16 protein-coding genes are annotated in these 18772 nt (G+C 67.0%); 3 read left to right on the top strand and 13 right to left on the bottom strand.

Annotated features, from left to right (window positions below):
• The 5 genes from DPV74_RS27785 to DPV74_RS27765 form a co-directional block, all read right to left on the bottom strand.
• On the bottom strand, window positions 1-857 hold an 857-nt coding region (locus tag DPV74_RS27785; protein WP_162923152.1), incomplete at its 3' end, for an iron chelate uptake ABC transporter family permease subunit.
• Entirely contained in the window at window positions 854-1702 is an 849-nt protein-coding gene (locus DPV74_RS27780; RefSeq protein ID WP_119338343.1) for an ABC transporter ATP-binding protein, read from the bottom strand. The genes DPV74_RS27780 and DPV74_RS27785, both read right to left, overlap by 4 nt.
• Entirely contained in the window at window positions 1702-2709 is a 1008-nt protein-coding gene (locus DPV74_RS27775; protein WP_021163603.1) for a TauD/TfdA family dioxygenase, read from the bottom strand. Before DPV74_RS27775 ends, DPV74_RS27780 begins: the two co-directional genes overlap by 1 nt.
• A 45-nt stretch (window positions 2710-2754) precedes the next feature.
• On the bottom strand, window positions 2755-2997 hold the full coding sequence (locus DPV74_RS27770) for an MbtH family NRPS accessory protein (protein ID WP_021163602.1): 243 nt from the start codon (window positions 2995-2997) through the stop codon (window positions 2755-2757).
• A 108-nt stretch (window positions 2998-3105) separates the two neighbouring features.
• Window positions 3106-3762: an RNA polymerase factor sigma-70 gene (locus DPV74_RS27765; protein WP_119338342.1), complete on the bottom strand. Its 657-nt coding sequence runs from the start codon at window positions 3760-3762 to the stop codon at window positions 3106-3108.
• A gap of 325 nt (window positions 3763-4087) precedes the next feature.
• Between DPV74_RS27765 and DPV74_RS27760 the strand changes: the two genes are divergently transcribed.
• On the top strand, window positions 4088-4342 hold the full coding sequence (locus DPV74_RS27760; protein ID WP_059700185.1) for a hypothetical protein: 255 nt from the start codon (window positions 4088-4090) through the stop codon (window positions 4340-4342).
• Window positions 4343-4390: 48 nt separating this feature from the next.
• Entirely contained in the window at window positions 4391-4528 is a 138-nt protein-coding gene (locus DPV74_RS27755; protein WP_162923151.1) for an HHHH-motif protein, read from the top strand.
• Between the two features lie 65 nt (window positions 4529-4593).
• On the opposite strand, the gene DPV74_RS27750 is transcribed toward DPV74_RS27755, so the two are convergent.
• From DPV74_RS27750 to DPV74_RS27715, 8 genes are all read right to left on the bottom strand, one after another.
• Window positions 4594-5919: a calcium-binding protein gene (locus DPV74_RS27750; RefSeq protein ID WP_240440029.1), complete on the bottom strand. Its 1326-nt coding sequence runs from the start codon at window positions 5917-5919 to the stop codon at window positions 4594-4596.
• A 72-nt stretch (window positions 5920-5991) separates the two neighbouring features.
• A complete protein-coding gene (locus tag DPV74_RS27745) occupies window positions 5992-7023 on the bottom strand; it encodes a fimbrial protein (protein ID WP_027787452.1) in 1032 nt (343 codons plus the stop codon).
• Window positions 7020-7766 carry a molecular chaperone gene (locus DPV74_RS27740; protein ID WP_119338345.1) on the bottom strand — a complete coding sequence of 249 codons (747 nt, stop codon included), beginning with the start codon at window positions 7764-7766 and terminating at the stop codon, window positions 7020-7022. Before DPV74_RS27740 ends, DPV74_RS27745 begins: the two co-directional genes overlap by 4 nt.
• Window positions 7767-7782: 16 nt before the next feature.
• On the bottom strand, window positions 7783-10236 hold the full coding sequence (locus DPV74_RS27735; protein WP_119338341.1) for a fimbria/pilus outer membrane usher protein: 2454 nt from the start codon (window positions 10234-10236) through the stop codon (window positions 7783-7785).
• A gap of 118 nt (window positions 10237-10354) precedes the next feature.
• Window positions 10355-10867: a fimbrial protein gene (locus tag DPV74_RS27730; protein ID WP_027787455.1), complete on the bottom strand. Its 513-nt coding sequence runs from the start codon at window positions 10865-10867 to the stop codon at window positions 10355-10357.
• An 836-nt stretch (window positions 10868-11703) separates the two neighbouring features.
• On the bottom strand, window positions 11704-13164 hold the full coding sequence (locus DPV74_RS27725; protein ID WP_119338344.1) for an efflux transporter outer membrane subunit: 1461 nt from the start codon (window positions 13162-13164) through the stop codon (window positions 11704-11706).
• A complete protein-coding gene (locus tag DPV74_RS27720; protein ID WP_059682679.1) occupies window positions 13164-16301 on the bottom strand; it encodes a multidrug efflux RND transporter permease subunit in 3138 nt (1045 codons plus the stop codon). The genes DPV74_RS27725 and DPV74_RS27720 overlap by 1 nt, the downstream gene beginning before the upstream one ends.
• 20 nt (window positions 16302-16321) lie before the next feature.
• Window positions 16322-17521, bottom strand: coding sequence for a MexX/AxyX family multidrug efflux RND transporter periplasmic adaptor subunit (locus DPV74_RS27715; protein ID WP_119338340.1), 1200 nt, complete (start codon window positions 17519-17521; stop codon window positions 16322-16324).
• Window positions 17522-17671: 150 nt separating this feature from the next.
• On the opposite strand from DPV74_RS27715, the gene DPV74_RS27710 reads away from it, so the two are divergent.
• Window positions 17672-18319, top strand: a complete 648-nt coding sequence (locus DPV74_RS27710) for a TetR family transcriptional regulator (RefSeq protein ID WP_027787459.1) — start codon at window positions 17672-17674, stop codon at window positions 18317-18319.
• The last annotated feature ends 453 nt before the right edge of the window (window positions 18320-18772 follow it).

Raw genomic sequence — 18772 nt, 5'->3', positions numbered from 1 at the left:
CGCGCGGCGCGCGCGCCGCGCACCTGGCGCAGCAGGTTCGGGGCGACGAGGCCGACATACGACAGCGGGCCCGCGATACTGACGGCCACGCTCGTGAACGCGACCGCGACGATCGTCGCGGCGAGCCGCGTCGCGTCGACGCGCACGCCGGCCGCGGCCGCCGCGTCGTCGCCGAGCGTGAGCGGATTCAGCGGCCGGATCACGAACGGCAATGCGATCAGCGGCACGACGAGCCAGCGCGCGGCGAGCGCAAGGCCCGTCGCGCCCGGCTGGTACAGGCTGCCGTTGGTCCACAGCGCCGCGCCCGCGATGTTCTGCTCGAAGAAGGCGAGCACGAGCGTCGACAGCGCGGCGAACAGCAGCATGCACACGCTGCCCGCGAGCACGAGACGCAACGGCGTCGCGCGCCAGCCGCCGGCCGCGACGATCGCGCAGGCGGCCGCGGCCAGCCCGCACACGAACAGCAGCGGCACCGACGCGACGCCAGCCAGAGCCGGCACGAGCATCGCTGCGAGCAGGCCGAGCTGGGCGCCGCCCGTCACGCCGAGCAAATCAGGCGACGCGAGCGGATTGCGCGTGAGCGACTGGAACAGCGCGCCCGCGATGCCGAGGCACCCGCCCGCGACGAGCGCGGCCGCGACGCGCGGCAGGTTGAGGTCGAACAGGAACACGTGCGCAAGCGCAGCGGCATCGCTGCCGGGCACCGCGCTCCACCACACGCGCAGATCGGGGGCGACGCGCAACGCCGCCAGCGCCGCGATCAGCGCGACGAGGCCGATCGCGATCGCACCGGCCCGGCCCGATGTCGTGCCCCTCCCCGCCGCCGCGAGGCGCTTGCGCATCGCGAACGTGGTCATACGGCGAGATCCCGGTCGAAGACACCGGCCGCCTGCGGCGCGCCGTCGGTTGTCGGCCCGTAGGCCGGCACGCACATCGGTGCGCCTGTCTGCGGATGCGCGAGCTTCAGCATCTCGACGCCGAACGCCGCGCGCAGCCGCGCCGGATCGAGCATCGCGTCGGGCGTGCCCTGCGCGACGAGGCGGCCCGCGCGCATCAGCACGATTTCGTCGCTGTATGCGGCCGCCTGGTTCAGGTCGTGCAGCACCCAGACGATCGTCAGCCCGCGCGTGCGGTTCAGCGTGCGCAGCGCATCGAGGATGTCGAGCTGGTGATGGATGTCGAGATAGGTCGTCGGTTCGTCCAGCAGCACGATCGGCGCCTGCTGGGCGAGCGCCATCGCGATCCACGCACGCTGGCGCTCGCCGCCCGACAGTGCACCGACGTCGCGCTCCGCATCGCCGGCGAGGCCGCTCGTGTCGAGCGCCTCGTCGATCGCCGCATGGTCGGCCCGCGACAGGCCGCGCAGGAAGCCGCCGTACGCATAGCGCCCGTACGCGACGAGTTCGCGCACCGTCAGGCCCGACGGGATCTGGTTGAACTGCGCAAGCATCGTCAGTTCGCGCGCGAGCGCGCGACGGCGAAACGACGCGAGCGCCTGCCCGTTCACTTCGACATGGCCGGCACGCGCGGGCTGCAAGCCCGCGAGCGTGCGCAGCAGCGTGCTCTTGCCGCAGCCGTTCGGTCCGCACAGCGCGGTTACGCGGCCGGCCGCGATCGACAGGTCCAGCCCGTCGATCACGACATGGTCGCGATATCCCACCGACAGCCCGCGCGCGGCAAGCGCGGCGGTACTACGCGTCATCAATCCTCCGTTCGGTCGCGCGGGACCGTATAACTCTGCGCCATCGCGACGACGACCTTGCGCGGCCCCTCGAACGGGTCGCGCGCGTGCGCGGTCAGCATGTTGTCGAGCATCAGCACGTCACCCGTGCGCCACGGGAACACGATGCGCTGCTGGTCGAGTACGCCGCGGATCTCCGCGAGCGCGTCGGCTTCGAGCGGTTCGCCGTCGCCGTAATACACGTTGCGCGGCACGTTCTCGAGCCCGACCGCGTCGACGAGCGCTTCCTGCATGTCGTCGTCGAGCGCCGACAGGTGAAACAGGTTCGCCTGGTTGAACCACACGCGGTCGCCGGTGCGCGGATGGCGCGCGACGGCCTGGCAGCGTTCACGCGTGCGCAGCAGCAGCTCGCCGTCGTCATCGGTGCGCCACGCGCATTCGATGCCGCGCGCCGCGCACATCCGTTCGACCTCGGCCGGTTCGTCGGTGCCGAACGACTGCTGCCATGGCAGGTCGAGCCCCTGCCCGAAATTGCGCACGTACAGCAGCTCGCGCTTCTCGAAACGCGCGACGAGCGCCGGATCGAGCGCACGGTAGACGGCACGGCTGTCCGCGATCGGCGTCGCCCCGCCCTTCGGCGCGGCGAGCGCGCAGTGGAACCAGATCCGCAGCGGCCATTCACGCGTATACGACTGCTCGTTGTGCAGCGGAATCGCGCGGTGCGGCGGGTACTCGGTCGACGTGTAGACGGCGCCCTCGACCTGGCTGCGCGGTGTCGATGCGTATTCATAGCCGATCAGCGGATCGCCGAACGACGCCGCGAACTGCTGGAACGCGTCGATCGACGGCACGTGAAAACCCGTGAACAGCACACCGCCCGCCCGTTCGAGCGTGTCGGCCGCGATCTCGCGCGCCAGCGGCGCGACGTCGTCGATCGACATCCCGTCGCTGCCGCGCGGCGACACGACGGTGGGCAGCCCCGGCTCGATACGCAGGTCGTCGAGCGTCGGCAACGAAAGCAGGGTCATGCAACGTCCTCTTCAGGTGGCGCGCCGCCCACGCGGCGCGGCGGGTCACGACGCGCGCGATGCGCGCTCGCCGTCCATCGCGCGACGCAGGCTTGCGGGGCGCATGTCGGTCCAGACGGTCTCGATGTGCGCGAGACAGTCGGCTTTCGGGCCGCTCACGCCCACTTCGCGCCAGCCGGCCGGCACGGGCCGGAACGTCGGCCAGATCGAATACTGTTCTTCGTCATTGATGACGACCGTATAGACGAGATCGTCGGTGTCGGCGGAAGGCGTCGTGGCTTGCGTCATGATCGGAAATCGCTGAGGCGGTTGAAAGTGGCAAAGCGGATGGCAAAGCGGCGGTTTCGGCCGCTCCTGTCTGATAGACGATTGGCCGGCGCGTTTTTTTACCCGCGCTTACCGGCGCCGCGTGCGGCCGCCCAGGAACACCGGGCACGCGACACCGCGATGGCATGCGTCGAGGCATTCCGCGCAGTGGCGCTCCGCGTCGCGCACCATGAAATGCACGAGCGTCTGCGACACGTTCAGCGCGCGCGCCGCGGTCTGCAGCGTCTCCTCGCGCAGCCGCACCATCTCGAAGGCCGCGCGGCTGCGCGCCGGCAGGTCGTCGAGCGCGGCCCACACGCGCCGCAGCGTATCGCGCGTCAGCAGTGCGGCTTCCGGCGTCGGCTCGGGCGACGGCACGTCGAAGCCGTCGTCCTCTTCCGTGTGATAGACGTTCTCGAGGTTTTGCCGGCGGCACGCGTCGATCGACGCATTGCGCACCATCCGCGTCACGTACGCGACCGGCTGGCGCACCGCATCCTGGTTCGGGAATTCGACGAGCTTCACGAACACGTCGTGCACGACGTCCTCGGCACGGCTCGCACAACCGACGAAGCCACGCGCGACGTTCACGAGCATCGCGCGATGCGAGATCAGCACGTCGAGCAACGCGCCTTGCGCACGGGGCTCCGCGGTGCGGCCCGCACGCGGCGGCCGGTCGGGATGACTGCCGAGGAACGGGTTCGCCGCTGCCGCCGCCGGTCGGTCGAGCACTTCCGCCATCGCCATCGATCTGCTCCGTCAAATTCCGAGATAGCGCAATTTAACGTAAACGCAAATCATTCTCAATCTGATTACTGAATGCCCCTTTCAGTCGACAGGATTTGTCTGAACAATTGACGGAATCGTTGCCCGGGTGGAGGGGGCGCACGGCGGCTGGTTCGGTACGTGGTCATCGGCTAATCCGAACGGCGCGACCGGCCTGCGCCCCACCGACACGATCTTTCACGCGTCTGACAAAGCGCCTGCACGTGTCATGTGCGGTAGCAACTTCTTACTACGTGAAATTTTGGGGGCTCGTACGATCGGGGTGCTGTTTCCAAGGGAGAAAACCATGAAATCCATCGTGTTGTCCGCTGTCATGGCTGGCGCGCTGTCGAGCGTGATGCTGACCGGGTGCGTCGCCTATCCTGCCGGCCCGGCTCAGGTCACGATCGGCTGGCATGGCGATCGTTACTGGGACGGCAATCGCTACTGGGAGCGCCGCGACTGGGAAGCGCAGCATCCCCGCGGATATGACGACCGCCGGGACGACCGACGCGATGACCATCGGGACGACCGACGCGACGATCAGCGGCCGCAGTGGTAAGGCGTTCCCTCTTTCCGTGATTCATTTTTCAACGATCAGGACTGCAACATGAAAACGCTACTGAAATCGCTCGCCGTCACGGCGCTCGCCGCCGCCGTGCTCGTGCCGGCCATCGCCGAAGCGCATCCGCACCGCGTGTGTCACTTCGACCATCACCATCACAGGATGTGTCGCTGGGTGCGGTAAACGAAACAAGGCGCCGGAAAACCGGCGCCTCGTTTCATCGCTTCACCTGCGTGCGGCTGCGCTCGTTAGCGTGCGGCCGGCAACCGCGGCAGGCATCGCGCGAGCTGCGCCGGGCTGACGGGCATGCGGCAGGCACCTCGCTGCATCGCGGCGTTCGGCTTCGCCGCCAGCATGCGTGACGCCGCCTTGCGCGACGAAGCCCGCACCCGCAATGCGTCGGCGCCCGGGCTCGCCGGCTGCAACGCGCGCAGGGTCGCCGCATCGATGTGCACTTGCCAGAACTGCGGCCGATAGTCGGGATCGCCGTCGCGATAGCCCTGCCCCGTGATGGTCTGCCCGTCGGGGCTCACACCGATCACGTTGGTCAGGTTCAGCGTGCCGACCGACAGGCCGGCCGCTTCGAGCAACGCAACGAGGCTGCGCATGCCGCTTTGCGGCGTCCACACGAAGACGCGCTCGGCACCGGTCTGCCCGTTGCTCGATGTGCCGATGACGACCCGCCCGTCCGTGCTGATCGCTTGCGCGTAGCTGCTGTCGTCACCGTTGAGAAAACCGAGCCGCTGAATGCTGTCGCCGCCGTTCGTCCACAGCACGGCCTCCGAGTCGACCCGTTGTCCGTCCGGCGTGACTACCAGGGTGCCGAGCGAGCCGGCGATCGTCCGTTCGTCTTCGGTCACACCACTGGCCAGATCCATTCTGGCCACGCCCGCGTTGATCGTCGGCAACAGTCGTTCGCCGAATCGTTCGGTCCACAGGAGCGCACGCGTGCCATACACGCCATCGACATTGCCGGCCAACCCTGCTGCCGCATTCCCGGACGAGGTCATCGACAGGAGCTGCACGATATAGTCGCCGCCCGGCGGCAACTCGCGGAAACCCCTCGGCTGGTCCCAAATGAACCGTGCATTCTGGCCGCCTTTCGCCGTGAAGCTGCCCGTCATCCTCGTGCCGGCGAGGTTCGCGACTTCGACCGATGCGTCCCGGCCCGCCGTATCCGGAACGAGTTTCTGTGTGCGACCGTCGCCGGGCCATCGCACCGCCCATCGATCGAGGTTGCTGCTTTCCGCCTGGCGCGCACTGATCGAGCCGCCGATCACCTGTCCGTCGCCCGACACCGTCTGTGCCAGCGAGTCATAGGCGTTCGCCGGCGCGGCCAGCCGTTGCCAGCCCGTCGCGGCCGACCACGAGAAGGCCATCGAGTTACCGGGCTGCGCTTCGCTCCAGTAGGAACCGATGATCGTCTTGCCGTCCGCGCTGACGGCATTCCCGTTGTACCGCATGTCGCGCGGACCACCCAGGTCACCGATCACGGTCAGCGAATAACCCCCCGCCGATATCGTCTGTGCGTGAGCCGCGCCCACCGTCGAAGCAACGAACAGTGTCGCTGCCATGGTGCCCTTCAGATGCATTTTCATCTCCCCCAATAAGCGCTCGATCGTCGCCCTGCCAGGGCCTCGCGCGCGTCAGTAAATAAACAGGCGGATCGTCGCCGTTGCGTCGAACCTTCCGATCTTCGGTGGTCCGAACGACTTCAGCACCGCGTCCATCAACACGCTCTGGTTCATGACGTTCGACGGGAATTGCGCGAGCGTGAACTGTTCGTTGAATGGAATCGCCTTACCCTGGCTGTCTTCGATGCCGATACCGAAATTGCTGTCCGACGCGGGCACCAGCAAACCGTTCCGAACCGGAAAGCTCGTTTCGAAGTACCCATCGACCTTCACCGCGACATTGCATTTCTTGGTTAGCGACAACGAGAAGCGTTTGCGCGGCACCGCCGGTAGAAAGCCATTGCCGACCGACTGTACCTGCCCGAAATTGACGATGCCCGGTTCGGGCGTCACCAGCACGTCGACGAAGCACGGTGTCGGCTTGAGATTGCGCATGCCGCTCAGGCGGTACTGGAAGCTCGGGTGGATCGCATTCAGCCCCTTCGCTCCGTCGAACTGGAATACCGTGTAGATGTCGCTCGGCGGTTGCGTCCACGAGCCGCGCTTGCGGACGACCACCTGATAGGAAATGTCGATAGGCACCTTCGGGCATTGGCCCCATGCCAGTTTTTCGTCACTGCACGCCGGTACCGTCTTGCCCGTCGCCACGCCGGTGCCAGGCTGACTCCCCGCGCCAAAGTGGTCCTGTCCCAGGTACCGGATGCCGATTTCGAGCCCCCAGGCAGCCGGGTTCTGCTTGTTCGGATTCGCGTAGAAGGAGATCGGATCGTCGATGTCGATGTTGCCCTTGCCGCCCAGATCCTTGAAGCAATACCCCGTCGTCGTGCGAACCGGCGACACCCAGATCACGTAGCCGTCAGGTGCGTCGGTCGGATAGGAGGCGACACCGCCGATCGATTCCGTCATCGACGTCGCACCGCTGCTGGTCACGCAGCGTACGGCAAACGCCGGCTGCATGGCGGCGACCAGCACCGCGAAGATCGCCAGGCGCAGCCACGACGCCATCGTCAACATGCGGGGGGCCTGTCGTCCGCCCCCGCTCATTTCTTCACGCTCTTGCAAGCACCGGCCTCGCACGCATACTCGACCACCACCTGGCCGCCGTAATCGTCGATGTGCGTGACGAACAGCGTCGCGGGCGTCGCGGCCTTGAACGGCACGTCGGCCGTGCTCATCGGGCTGACCATCACCGGCTCCAGCGGCACGTGCGTCTTCTGCACACCCGCCGCTACGTCGACGATCGTGATGTGATACGGCGTCGGATTGTCAAACACGAGCTTGTGCGCGGCCGCATCGACGCGCAACGTCATCGGCAGCGTCCAGTCCTCGTCGCGCGCGGGCTGCACGGCCTTCGGCCGGTAGAACAGCTTCATCTGCGTATGCAGCGCGATCTGCAGCGTGTTCGGCGTATCGGTCTTCGGCGGCACTTCGCGGATGTTCAGGTAGAACACCGATTCGCGATCGGCCGGCAGCTCGGTGCCCGGCAGCTTCGCGATCCGCAGCACGTTGCGCTCGTTCGCCTCGACGCGCTGCAACGGCGGCACCACCATCAGCGGCGACGTGATCTTGTTGCCCTTCGCGTCCTCGAGCCACGACTGCACGAGATACGGGTACGTCGTGCTCTTGTTGGTGATCGTGACGACCGCCGCCTGTTCGCCTTCGTTGAAGATCACGCGCGTGCGATCGGGCACGATCGCCGCCTGCGCGGCGCCCGCGAGAAGCGCACCGGCGGTCGCGAGCACGCACCATGCGCGCCGCGGAAAGGAAAGGGAGAAGGAGTTTTTCATCGCTGGATCCGTGAATTCATCGTTCGACCCGTGCGGCCGCCGCATGCGACTCGCCGGGCGTCTGGCACGTCACCGGAATCGGCGTGCCTTCGAGTTGGAGCTGGTTCGGCAGCGTGTCGATCGTGCAGAGCGTGCGTTCGCCCGCGCGCACCGCCAGCGTGGATTTCGGTTGAACCTGGGTCAGGAACGCCGCGCCGCCCTCGCCGACGATGCCGAGTTCCTTGCCGTTCGCCATGTCCTGCACCGATGCGCCGAACGGCAGCGGCTTGCCGACCGGGTCGGTCAGTGTCAGGTACAGGTTGCTGCCGCGCGCGGCGGAGAACTTCACGAAGCCGATCGCGCCGTCGGTCAGCACCATGCGCTGGATCGGGTTCGACACCTGCACCTCGAGCGGCAGCTTCTCGACGTTGACCGTCGCGTCGTAGACGTTGTACGGCGAGATGCCGTCGAGCACCGTATAACCGCGCGAATCGGTATGCGAGAGCGTGCCGGACAGCGGCACATCGGGCACACCGTCGGTCGACACCAGCAACCGCGTGTCACCCGCGTTGCCGTTCGCGTGCGCCGCGACGCCGTATTGCGTCGCGACGAATGAACCGTCGACTTCGAGCGACGCGGCCGCGTACGCATTGGCGAGCGTCGACGCCTGCGCGGTCAGCTGATACGCCGACGAGCGCTGGCGGTAGCTCGCGTTCGCCGACGCCCGTCCGTCGGTCGCGCCCGCGTTGACCTGGTAGGTGCGGCCATCCGGATCGTCGTAGATATAACCGGCGTTCACGCTCGTGCTGCCGCTGCCCGTCGTCAGGTTCGACGTGACGGTGTGGCGGCCGCCGATCGGCAGCGTCGCGGTAACCGAGACCTGGTTGCCGCTCGCGCCGGCGCTCTGTGTGCGGAAGGCCGATACGCTCACGTTCAGGTTGCGCAGCGTGCCGATCGAGAACGCGCGCGTCAGCGTGAGGCCGATGCGCTGCTCGTTCGCACGTTCCCAGTAGGTCGTCTGGTCGTACGAGAAATACGTCGACGTGTCGCCGAAACGCTTCGACAGCGTCGCCGAGTAGCGCTGCTTGCTGTTGGCGAGGCCGTACGCAGTCGGGTCGCCCGAGAACTGCGCGAAGTTCGTGTATTCGCGCTCGGAGAAGCGATAACCGAAGAAACGCACGTCGGCATCGAGCCCGTCGAAGTGCTTCGAATAGTTGATGCGGTACGAGTTGCCGTTGCGCGTCGCGCCGTTCCACCACAGGCGTGCCCGCGCATGCGTGACGTCGGCCGACAGCGCGCCGAACGCGCCGAAGTCGCGGCCCACGCCGAGCGCGATCGACGTGTAGCCCGACGCGGCGATGAAACCGCCATACGCGGTGACGTCGAACGGCAGGCCGTAGGCGATTTCACCGAAGCCGAAGAACGGCGTGATGCCGGCGCCGCCAAAGAGCCGCGGCTTGCCGACGGCGGCCTTGTAGCGCAACTGCCCGGCGCGCGCGAGGAACGGCACGGCGGCGGTCGTCACCTGGAAGCGCTGCACGCTGCCGTCCTCTTCCTCGACTGCAACGTCGAGCGTGCCCTGCACACTCGTATTGATGTTCTGCAGCGCGAAAGCGCCCGGCGACACGCGCGTCACGTACAACACGCGGCCCGCCTGCGACACGGTCACCGTCGCGTTGGTGCGCGCGACGCCCGAGATCAGCGGCGCATAGCCGCGCAGAGATGGCGGCAGCATGCGGTCGTCGCTGCGGATCGACGCGCCCGTCAGTGCGAACGTGTCGAAAATGTCGGACGTCAGGTAGTCGTCGCCGAACGTCACCGTCGACTGGATCGACGGCAGCGCGCGAAATGCATAAAGCCGGCTGAAGCGGAACGTGCGGTCCGCGTAGGCCGTATTGCCCACGTTCGATTGCGCCTGGTAGTCGCCGCGAAAGCGCCATGCATCCCAGTTCGCGCCAACCGTCCCGTAGGCCTGGATCGAATTCGTTTGCCCGCCACCCGTGCCGAAGTTGCGGTTCGTGTTCGCGATCACGCGATAGTCGAGCATCGCGCCGGGGATCCCTTCCGACCAGCGCTCCGGCGGCAGGTAGGTCGTATCGTTGAACTCGAGCGCAGCCTGCGGAATCGTGATCTTGAGCCGCCCGTCGCTTTTCAGGTAGCGCACGGTCGCCCCCTCGATCGCGCCGAGATCGACGCAACGTCCGCCCTGGAAGCGCGGCAGGTCCTTCGCGAGCGACGGCTTCAGCCCGAACTGCGCGACGAGTTCCGGGCGCAGGCACGGTTTGCCGGCTCCCGACGCGTCGACTGCGATGAACTCGATCGCCTGCAGCCCGTAGAACAGGTCGTTGACCTGCACGTCGAGCATGTACTCGCCGGGCAGCGTGAAGTCCGCCTGCGAGAACTGCGACAGATCGACGTTGTTCGAGCCGTCGATGCTCAGGAACGACGAATTGAATTCCGTCGCATGGCTCTGGCTGCCGACAACCAGCACGGAGACGCAAAGGAAGGAATGTCTGATTCGCACGCGGCGCTACCGGAAGTCCAACGAAGGGGGAAATGAGGAAATGCGAACGAGGAAGGGTGCGCGCACCCTTCCCCGGTACGGCGGCTTACTGGTAGCGGACGGTGAAGTTCGCCACGCCTTCGGCGGTACCCGGCGTCACGCCGGCTGCGGTCGCTTCGTACATGGCCGCGAAGCGTGCGACGTTCGTGCCGTTTTGCAGCACGGTCGGCGCCTTCTGCTCGGCGCCGTTGTCGAGGTATTCGCCCGACGCTGCCTGCAGGCGGATGCCGACGTTGGTTGCCGAACCGATCGTGGCGAGCAGCTTCGGCTGGCCCGCGCTCGACGTACCCGTGAACGTGAAGTACGCGTTCTGCGCGACGCTCGTGTCGCAGTCGGTCAGCTTGATGTCGAAGTTGGTCGGCGTGGACTTGTCGCCCGCTTGCTTGAACACGTTGGTCGGCACCTTGCCGAGGTTCACGGTCTGGTTGACCGAGCCCGAATCGATGCCGCATGCGCCCGCGACGATCTCGCCCGTGAAGTTGATCGTGCCGGTGCCCGCTGCGAAGGCCGAGGTCGACAGGGCCGCGAGTGCGACAGCGGTCAGGATGGATTTTTTCATGACGTTTCCCGAAAGGACTGCAAATGGAATAGATGACGTGGCGGACTCAAACGGTAGCGTGTGGTGGCTCCCGTCCGTCACGAGGCGGCATTATCGAGATAATCGTGAAAGTTTTCTGTAAATCATTGTCAAATGCATCTGACAATGTTCGATTTACCCCTCTAGATCCGCACTATTTCTCGTCAATTTTCAATCCCGGAATTTTTATCCGCAGTCCTTTTTTATTCTTCGGAAACAATTGAAGATTAAGGATATTTTCGATCGATAGCCACAACCTCCCCGCACACCCTTTCTGGCATTGGCTCCGGCAAATCATCCTCGAAAAGGACAAAACATTGTCCATAGCCGCCATCGTTGTCCGACGACAACGCCAATATCAAATCATTTTCAACAAACAGGAAATTAACCGGCGATTCAATCAATACAATTTTTTCGCGCAAACGATTGCGACATGAATACAAACGTTTTACCGCGACACTTTGCCGCCCTCATTATTTCCGATATAGGGTTAATTCGTTTGTCAATTCCGGATCGTAAATCGCACGCATGAGCGGTCGCCGGAACCCGACATCGGGACCGCATCGCATGGGAGAAAGAAGGCAAAATGACCCGCACACGTTTGCGCGGAATTGCGACATGAGCGGTCGCAAGACGACGGCTGTTCCGCAACGCGCACGCGTGCGTTGCCGCAGGATGAAAAACGTCCCGGCCGGCCTGTCGATGGGAAAAGATATCGTTGGAACCAGCGGTATGGGTCGAAGGAAGCGGCGGCAGCACGTCGAAACGTACCGCCGCCGTCATGCCGCCCGACGCGCTGCGGCGTCAGGCGACGGGCATTACGCGGAAGCCGCGGCCTCCGCCGATGCCGGCGACCAGCCGCCGCCGAGCGCGCGGTACAGCGCGATCGCATTCGCGAGCCTGAGCTGCTTGAGCCGGATCAGTTCCTGCCCCGACTCGTACGTGCTGCGCTGCGCGTCGAGGAGTTCGAGATACGTCGCGACGCCGCCCGCGTAGCGGCGCTCCGCGAGCTTCAGCCGCGCGCCGTCGGCCGCATACACGTCCTGCTGCGCGGCGAGCTGGCGATCGATCCAGTCGCGCGCGGCAAATGCGTCGGCCACTTCGCGGAACGCGGTTTGCACCGTCTTCTCGTAATCGGCCACCGCGATGTGCTTGCGCGCGTTCGCGACGTCGAGGTTCGCGCGGTTGCGTCCGCCCGCGAAGATCGGCAACGTGATGCGCGGCGCGAACGTCCATACGCTGGTGCCGCCGGCAAACAGGCTCGAGAACGCATCGCTGACCGAGCCGTAGTCGCTCGTCAGCGTGATGCGCGGAAAGAATGCCGCGCGCGCAGCGCCGATCTGCGCGTTGGCGGCCTTCAGCCGCGCCTCCGCCTGCCGGATGTCCGGCCGCCGTTCGAGCAGCGCACTCGGTGCGCCGGGCGCCACGGACGCGATCGACAGCCCGTCGAGCGCGGTCGTGTCGCCGGGCACGTTGCGCGCGAAGTCGCCCGCGAGCAACTGCAGCGCCCGCACCGACTGCGCATGCTCGCGCTGCAGCGCGGCCTGCGATGCGCGCGCGGATGCCACCAGCATCTCGGCCGAGCGCAGCTCGATCGCGTCGCTCGTGCCGGCCGCATAACGACGCTGCGTAAGCGCGGCCATGCGTTCGCGCGCGTCCAGCGTGCGCTGCGCCAGCGCGAGCTGCTCGTGCAGCGAGCGCTCCGACACGTACGCGCCCGCCACGTCGGCGATCACGCCGATGCGCACCGTGCGTTGCGCGTCGGCCGTCGCGAAATACTCGGCGAGCGCCGCGTCGGACAGGCTGCGCACGCGGCCGAACAGGTCGAGCTCGTACGCGCTGATGCCGACGCCCGCACGATACAGCCCGCTGATCGCGCTTTCGCGCACGACCGGGTCGTACTGGCGCGCACGCTCATAACCCAGATTCGCATCGACCGACGGCATCAGGTCCGCGCGCTGCACGCCGTAGAGTGCGCGCGCTTCCTCGAGCCGGCCGGCGGCGACCCGAAGGTCGCGGTTGTTCGCGAGCGCCGCGTCGATCCACGCCTGCAGCGCGGCATCGGTGAAGTACGTGCGCCAGTCGTCGAGCAGCGCGGCATCGGCGGGCGATGCCGCTGCCGCCGCCGGCGCGGCACTGCCGTCGACCGGCGCATAGGTCGCCGGCACGGGCGCCGCCGGCCGCTCGTAACGCGGTGCGAGCGTGCAGCCGGCCAGCGCGAGCGCGGCGGCCAGCGCAACCTGAACCCGCAGCGCTGCCTGTGCATTCAGCGCAAACATCATTGAGAACCCTCCATCGCCGCCGGCTGCGCTCCGCCGCGCCGGCGCGGGCCGACGTCGAACAGGCGGCCGACGATCACGAAAAACAGCGGAACGAGGAACACCGCGAGCACGGTCGCCGTGATCACGCCGCCGAGCACGCCGGTGCCGATCGCCATCTGCGCGCCGGACGCGGCGCCCGACGCGAACGCGAGCGGCAGCACGCCCACGCCGAACGCGAGCGACGTCATCACGATCGGCCGCAGCCGCAGGCGCGCGGCCTCGAGCGCGGCGTCGACGAGCGACATGCGCTGCGCGACCAGGTCCTTCGCGACTTCGACGATCAGGATGGCGTTCTTCGCGGACAATCCGATCGTCGCGATCAGCCCCACCTTGAAGTAGATGTCGTTCGGCATCATCCGCAGCGTGACGCCGAGCACCGCGCCGATCACGCCGAGCGGCACGACCAGCATCACCGCGAACGGAATCGACCAGCTCTCGTAGAGCGCAGCCAGCGCGAGGAACACGACGAGCACCGACAGCGCGAACAGCATCGGCGCCTGCGCGCCCGACAGCCGCTCCTCGAACGACTGCCCCGACCACGCATAGCCGGTGCCGGCCGGCAGCTTCGCCGCGAGTTGCTCGATCGCGGCCATCGCCTCGCCGCTGCTGTGGCCCTGCGCGGCGGAGCCGTTGATCGTGAACGACGGAAAGCCGTTGTAGCGCGTGAGCTGCGGCGGCCCGAGCGTCCAGTGCAGCGTCGTGAACGCCGCGAGCGGCACCATCTCGCCATGCGAGTTGCGCACGCGCAGCTTCTTCACGTCGTCCGGATCGAGCCGGTGCAGCCCGTCGGCCTGCACGATCACGCGCCGCACCTGCGTGCCGTGCATGAAGTCGCCGATATAGTCGGAGCCGAACATCACCGCGAGCGTCGTGTTGATCTCATCCATGGACACGCCGAGCGCGGACGCCTTCGCACGATCGATGTCGAGTTTCAGCTGCGGCGCGTCCTGCGTGCCGGCGAACATCAGGTCGGTCAGCGCGGGATCCTTGCGGCCCGCCCCGAGCAGCTGCTCGCGCGCGGCGCTGAACGTCGCGTAGTCGAGCCCGCCGCGGTTCTGCAGCCGGAAGTCGAAACCGCTCGACGAGCCGAGATCGGGCAGCGCCGGCGAGTTCATCGCGAACACCGTCGTGTTCGGCGTGCCCGCGAAGCGCTCGTTGATGCGCGCGACGATCGCCTGCACGTGCGCGTCCGCGGCCTTGCGCTCCTTCCAGTTCTTCAGCGTGACGAAGATCATCCCGCCGTTCGGCCCTTCGCCGTACAGGTTGAAGCCGCCGAGCGCGAACGTATACGCGGCCGGCTCGTCGTGGCGGATGTACGACTCGACTTCCCGCACGCTCTGCATCGTTTCCGCGAGCGGCGTGCCTTGCGGCCGGATCACCATCACCATGAAGTTGCCCTGGTCCTCGTCCGGCAGGAACGCGGTCGGCAGTTGCGTGAGCATCAGCCCCGCGGCCGCGGTCAGCGCGCCGTACACGACGAGCCAGCGCACCGGCTTCTTCAGCATCTTGCCCACGCGCGTCGCGTAGCGCTGCGTCGAACGCGCGACGAAGCGGTTGAACCAGCCGAAGAAGCCGCGCTTCTCGTGATGTTCGCCGGACACGGGCCTGAGCAGCGTCGCGCACAGCGCGGGCGTGAGCGACAGCGCGAGGAAGGCCGAGAAACCGATCGACACCGCGAGCGACAGCGCGAACTGCCGGTAGATGTTGCCCACCGCGCCGCCGAAGAACGCCATCGGCACGAACACCGACGTCAGCACCACGGTGATGCCGACGATCGCGCCGCTGATCTGCTTCATCGCCTTGACGGTCGCGTCGTACGGCCCGAGCCCCTCCTCGACCATCAGCCGCTCGACGTTCTCGACGACGACGATCGCGTCGTCGACGAGGATGCCGATCGCGAGCACCATCCCGAACATCGTCAGCACGTTGATCGAGAAACCGGCCGCATACATCACGCCGAACGTGCCCGCGAGCGCAACCGGCACGACGAGCGTCGGGATCAGCGTCGCGCGCAGGTTCTGCATGAACAGGAACATCACGAGGAACACGAGCACGCCGGCCTCGATCAGCGTCGTGACGACCTTGTTCATCGACACGCGCACGAACGACGACGTCTCGTACGGGATCTGGTACTTCACGCCCGGCGGGAAATACGCGGACAGCTCGTCCATCGTCGCGCGCACGCGCTTCTCGGTGGATACCGCGTTCGAGCCCGGCGCGAGCTTGATGCCCATCCCGGTCGCGACCTTGCCGTTCACGTACGACGGGTAGTTGTAGTCGTTGCCGCCGAACTCGACGCGCGCGACGTCGCGCAGATACAGCGCGGAGCCGTCGGCCTGCGTGCGCAGCGCGATTGCGCCGAACTCGGCCGGCGTCTTCAGCGGCGCATCGGCGAACACGGTCGCCGCGATCGGTGCGCTCGCCGGCACCGCGGTGCGGCCAATGTCGCCGATCGTCACGCGCGCGTTGTGCGCGCGCACCGCCGACGCGATATCCGACGCGGTGAGGCCGTGCCCGGCCATCTTCACCGGGTCGGGCCAGATCCGCATCGCATATTCGGCGCCCCAGAACTGCACGCGGCCGACGCCGTCGACACGGCGCAGCGCCTGCACGACGTTCGCCGACGCATATTCGCCGAGCTGCACGTCGGTCATCCGCCCGTCGTCGGATGTCAGCGACACCACGAGCTGGATGTTGTCGGCGGCCTTCTCGACCTGGATGCCGTCGCGCCGCACCGGTTCCGGCAGCCGCGCATCGACCGTCTTCAGCCGGTTCTGCACTTCGACGGCCGCGAGATCGGCGTTAACGCCCTGCTTGAACGTCAGGTATAGCGACGCCGCACCGGCGCTGCTCGTCGCGGACGTATACATCAGCCCCGGCGCGCCGTTCATTTCGCGCTCGATCAGCGCGGTCACCGATTCCTCGACGACCTGCGCGGATGCGCCCGGGTACGTCGCATAGATGCTGACGACGGGCGGCGCGATGTCCGGGTACTGCGCAACGGGCAGCGAGCGGATCGCGAATGCGCCGCCCAGCATGATGAAGATTGCGATCACCCACGCGAAGACGGGGCGATCGATGAAGAAACGTGCCATGGTGGTGTGGTGTTAACCGGTCAGGTTTGACGGGCGGCCGCCTGCGAAGCGGCCGCTGCCGGCGCCGCTTTCGACGGCGGCACCTTCTCGACGGGCTTGACGGCCGTATCGGGCGCGAACTGCGCGGCATCGTCGACGATCACGCGCTCGCCGCCCGCGAGGCCGCGCGTGATGCGCCAGTCGTGGCCGCTCATCTGGTCGGCAGCGACCTCGACGTCCTTGACCTTGCCGTTCGTGCCGACCACGCGCACCGACGTGCGGTCGGCCGTGCGCAGCAGCGCATCGCGCGGCACGAGGATCGCCCGCTGGTCGACCGCCGTGTCGAGCGCGATCCGCACGTACGCGCCCGGCAGCAGTTCGCGCTCCGGATTCGGGAACAGCGCGCGCATCGCGACGGTGTCGGTGGTCGGATCGACCGCGAGATCGCTGAACAGCAGCTTGCCCTTCAGCGGATACGCGGTGCCGTCGGCGCGCAGCAGCGTCACCGTGATGTCGTGCTGCGCGATACCCGTCGCGCGCCCGCTCTTCACCGCCCGGCGCAACGCGTCGACGTCGGCGGCCGGCTGCGAGAAGTTCACGTAGATCGGGTCGAGCTGCTCGACGGTCGTGAGCGGTGTCGCCTGGTCCTGGCCGACGAGCGCACCCTCGGTCACGAGCGCGCGCCGTGCGCGGCCCGCGATCGGCGCGGTGACCGTCGCATAGTCGAGCTGCAGCTGCGCCCGTGCGAGTTCCGCCTTCGCGGACGCAACGTCGGCCTTCGCCTGCGTGTCGCCGGCAACGGCCTCGGTGTGGTCGCGCTCGCTCACCGCGCGATCGCGCACGAGATCGTCGTAACGGCGGCGCTTGTCGCTCGCCGCGAGCGCGGCGGCCTGCGCCTTCGCGAGCGCCCCCTGCGCGGCGTCGCGCGCGGCCTTCAGCGGCGCGGGATCGATGCGGAACAGCACCGCGCCCTGCTTCACTTCCTGGCCTTCCTCGTAGGTGCGTGCGGTCACGATGCCCGCGACCCGCGCGCGCACTTCCGCCTGCCGGTATGCATCGAGCCGGCCCGGCAATTCGACGGTCATCGGCACGGCCGTCGGACGCACCGTCACGACCGTCGCCTGTTTCGCGGCCTCCGGCGCGGTGTCCTTGTCGCCCTTTCCACATCCGGCCAGGGCCAGCACGGCCGCCAGCGCGAACGGCGCCAGCCGGTGGCGCAACAGGGAGCGATTGTTATTCATATGTGACCTCGGATCGTTCGCCGCCGATACAATGCGGCGGCTCAGGGTGGCCGATTATAATCAGTCACGATTGATTAAATACACGCCGCTTCAATCTGACCGTCACACTGTCTCAATAAAACGACAGCGAACTGTAAGGAATTTCAGGACATGGCCCGCAAGACCCGCGAAGAATCGCTCGCCATCAAGCACCGGATCCTCGATGCCGCCGAACTCGTGCTGCTCGAGAAAGGTGTCGCGCAAACCGCGATGGCGGATCTCGCCGAGGCCGCCGGGATGTCGCGCGGCGCCGTCTACGGCCACTACCGCAACAAGATGGAAGTGTGTCTGGCGATGTGCGACCGCGCGTTCGCGCGCACGTCGGAAGGCTTCGACGCGGGCGACGGGCTGCCGCCGCTCGCCACGCTGCGGCGCGCCGCCTCGCACTATCTGCAGGAATGCGGCGAGCCGGGCCCGATGCAGCGCGTGCTCGTGATCCTCTATACGAAGTGCGAACAGAGCGAGGAAAACGGCGCGCTGCAGCGGCGCCGCATGCTGCTCGAATTGCAGATGCTGCGGATCACGAAGGCGCTGCTGCGCCGCGCGATCGCGGCCGGTGAACTCGCCGCCGATCTCGACGTGCACCTGGCCGCCGTCTATCTCGTGTCGCTGCTCGAAGGCGTGTTCGCGTCGATGATCTGGACCAACCGGCTGCGCGGCAACCTGTGGAACGACGCCGAGGCCATGCTCGACGCCGGCTTCGACACCGTGCGCACGTCCGCCGCGTTGCGCGGCCGCGCGCACAAATTGCCGGACTGACGAAATTTGTCGTAATAAATGCTGATTTAACCCGATTTACCGCACTGCGAAACGAATGAGCTGACCCTCTTTAAAATTTTTAACGTTGTGCGGAACACCGGTAGACTGGCGCTGTCATCTTTCTTTAGCGTCTTCGTGATAACCGGGTTCGACCCGGTATGCACGCCGCCGTTCGAAGCGGGCCCGCCCCGCGCGTTGGGTCGAACGGAAACGACACAGGCCCCTGGCGGGGCCTGTTTTGTTGCACGCCCGCCGCCCGCCCCCGTCGCCGCCCGACGGATGTGCCGCCGGCGGCCCCTGCCCACACCCCTTTGAACCGCTTTCCTGGATGTGGACACCTTGGTCAAGTCTGCCGCTACCCCTGATGCTTTCGCGCCCGGCCGCGCGCAGCGCGTCGTGCGCGCGCTCGTGCCGGCCACCGTGCTCGGCGCCCTCGCCGCACTCGGCCTCGCC

The organism is Burkholderia sp. HAN2018, assembly GCF_024704855.1.
GTDB lineage: Bacteria > Pseudomonadota > Gammaproteobacteria > Burkholderiales > Burkholderiaceae > Burkholderia > Burkholderia cepacia.
This window is presented reverse-complemented; position numbering and strand designations above follow the sequence as displayed.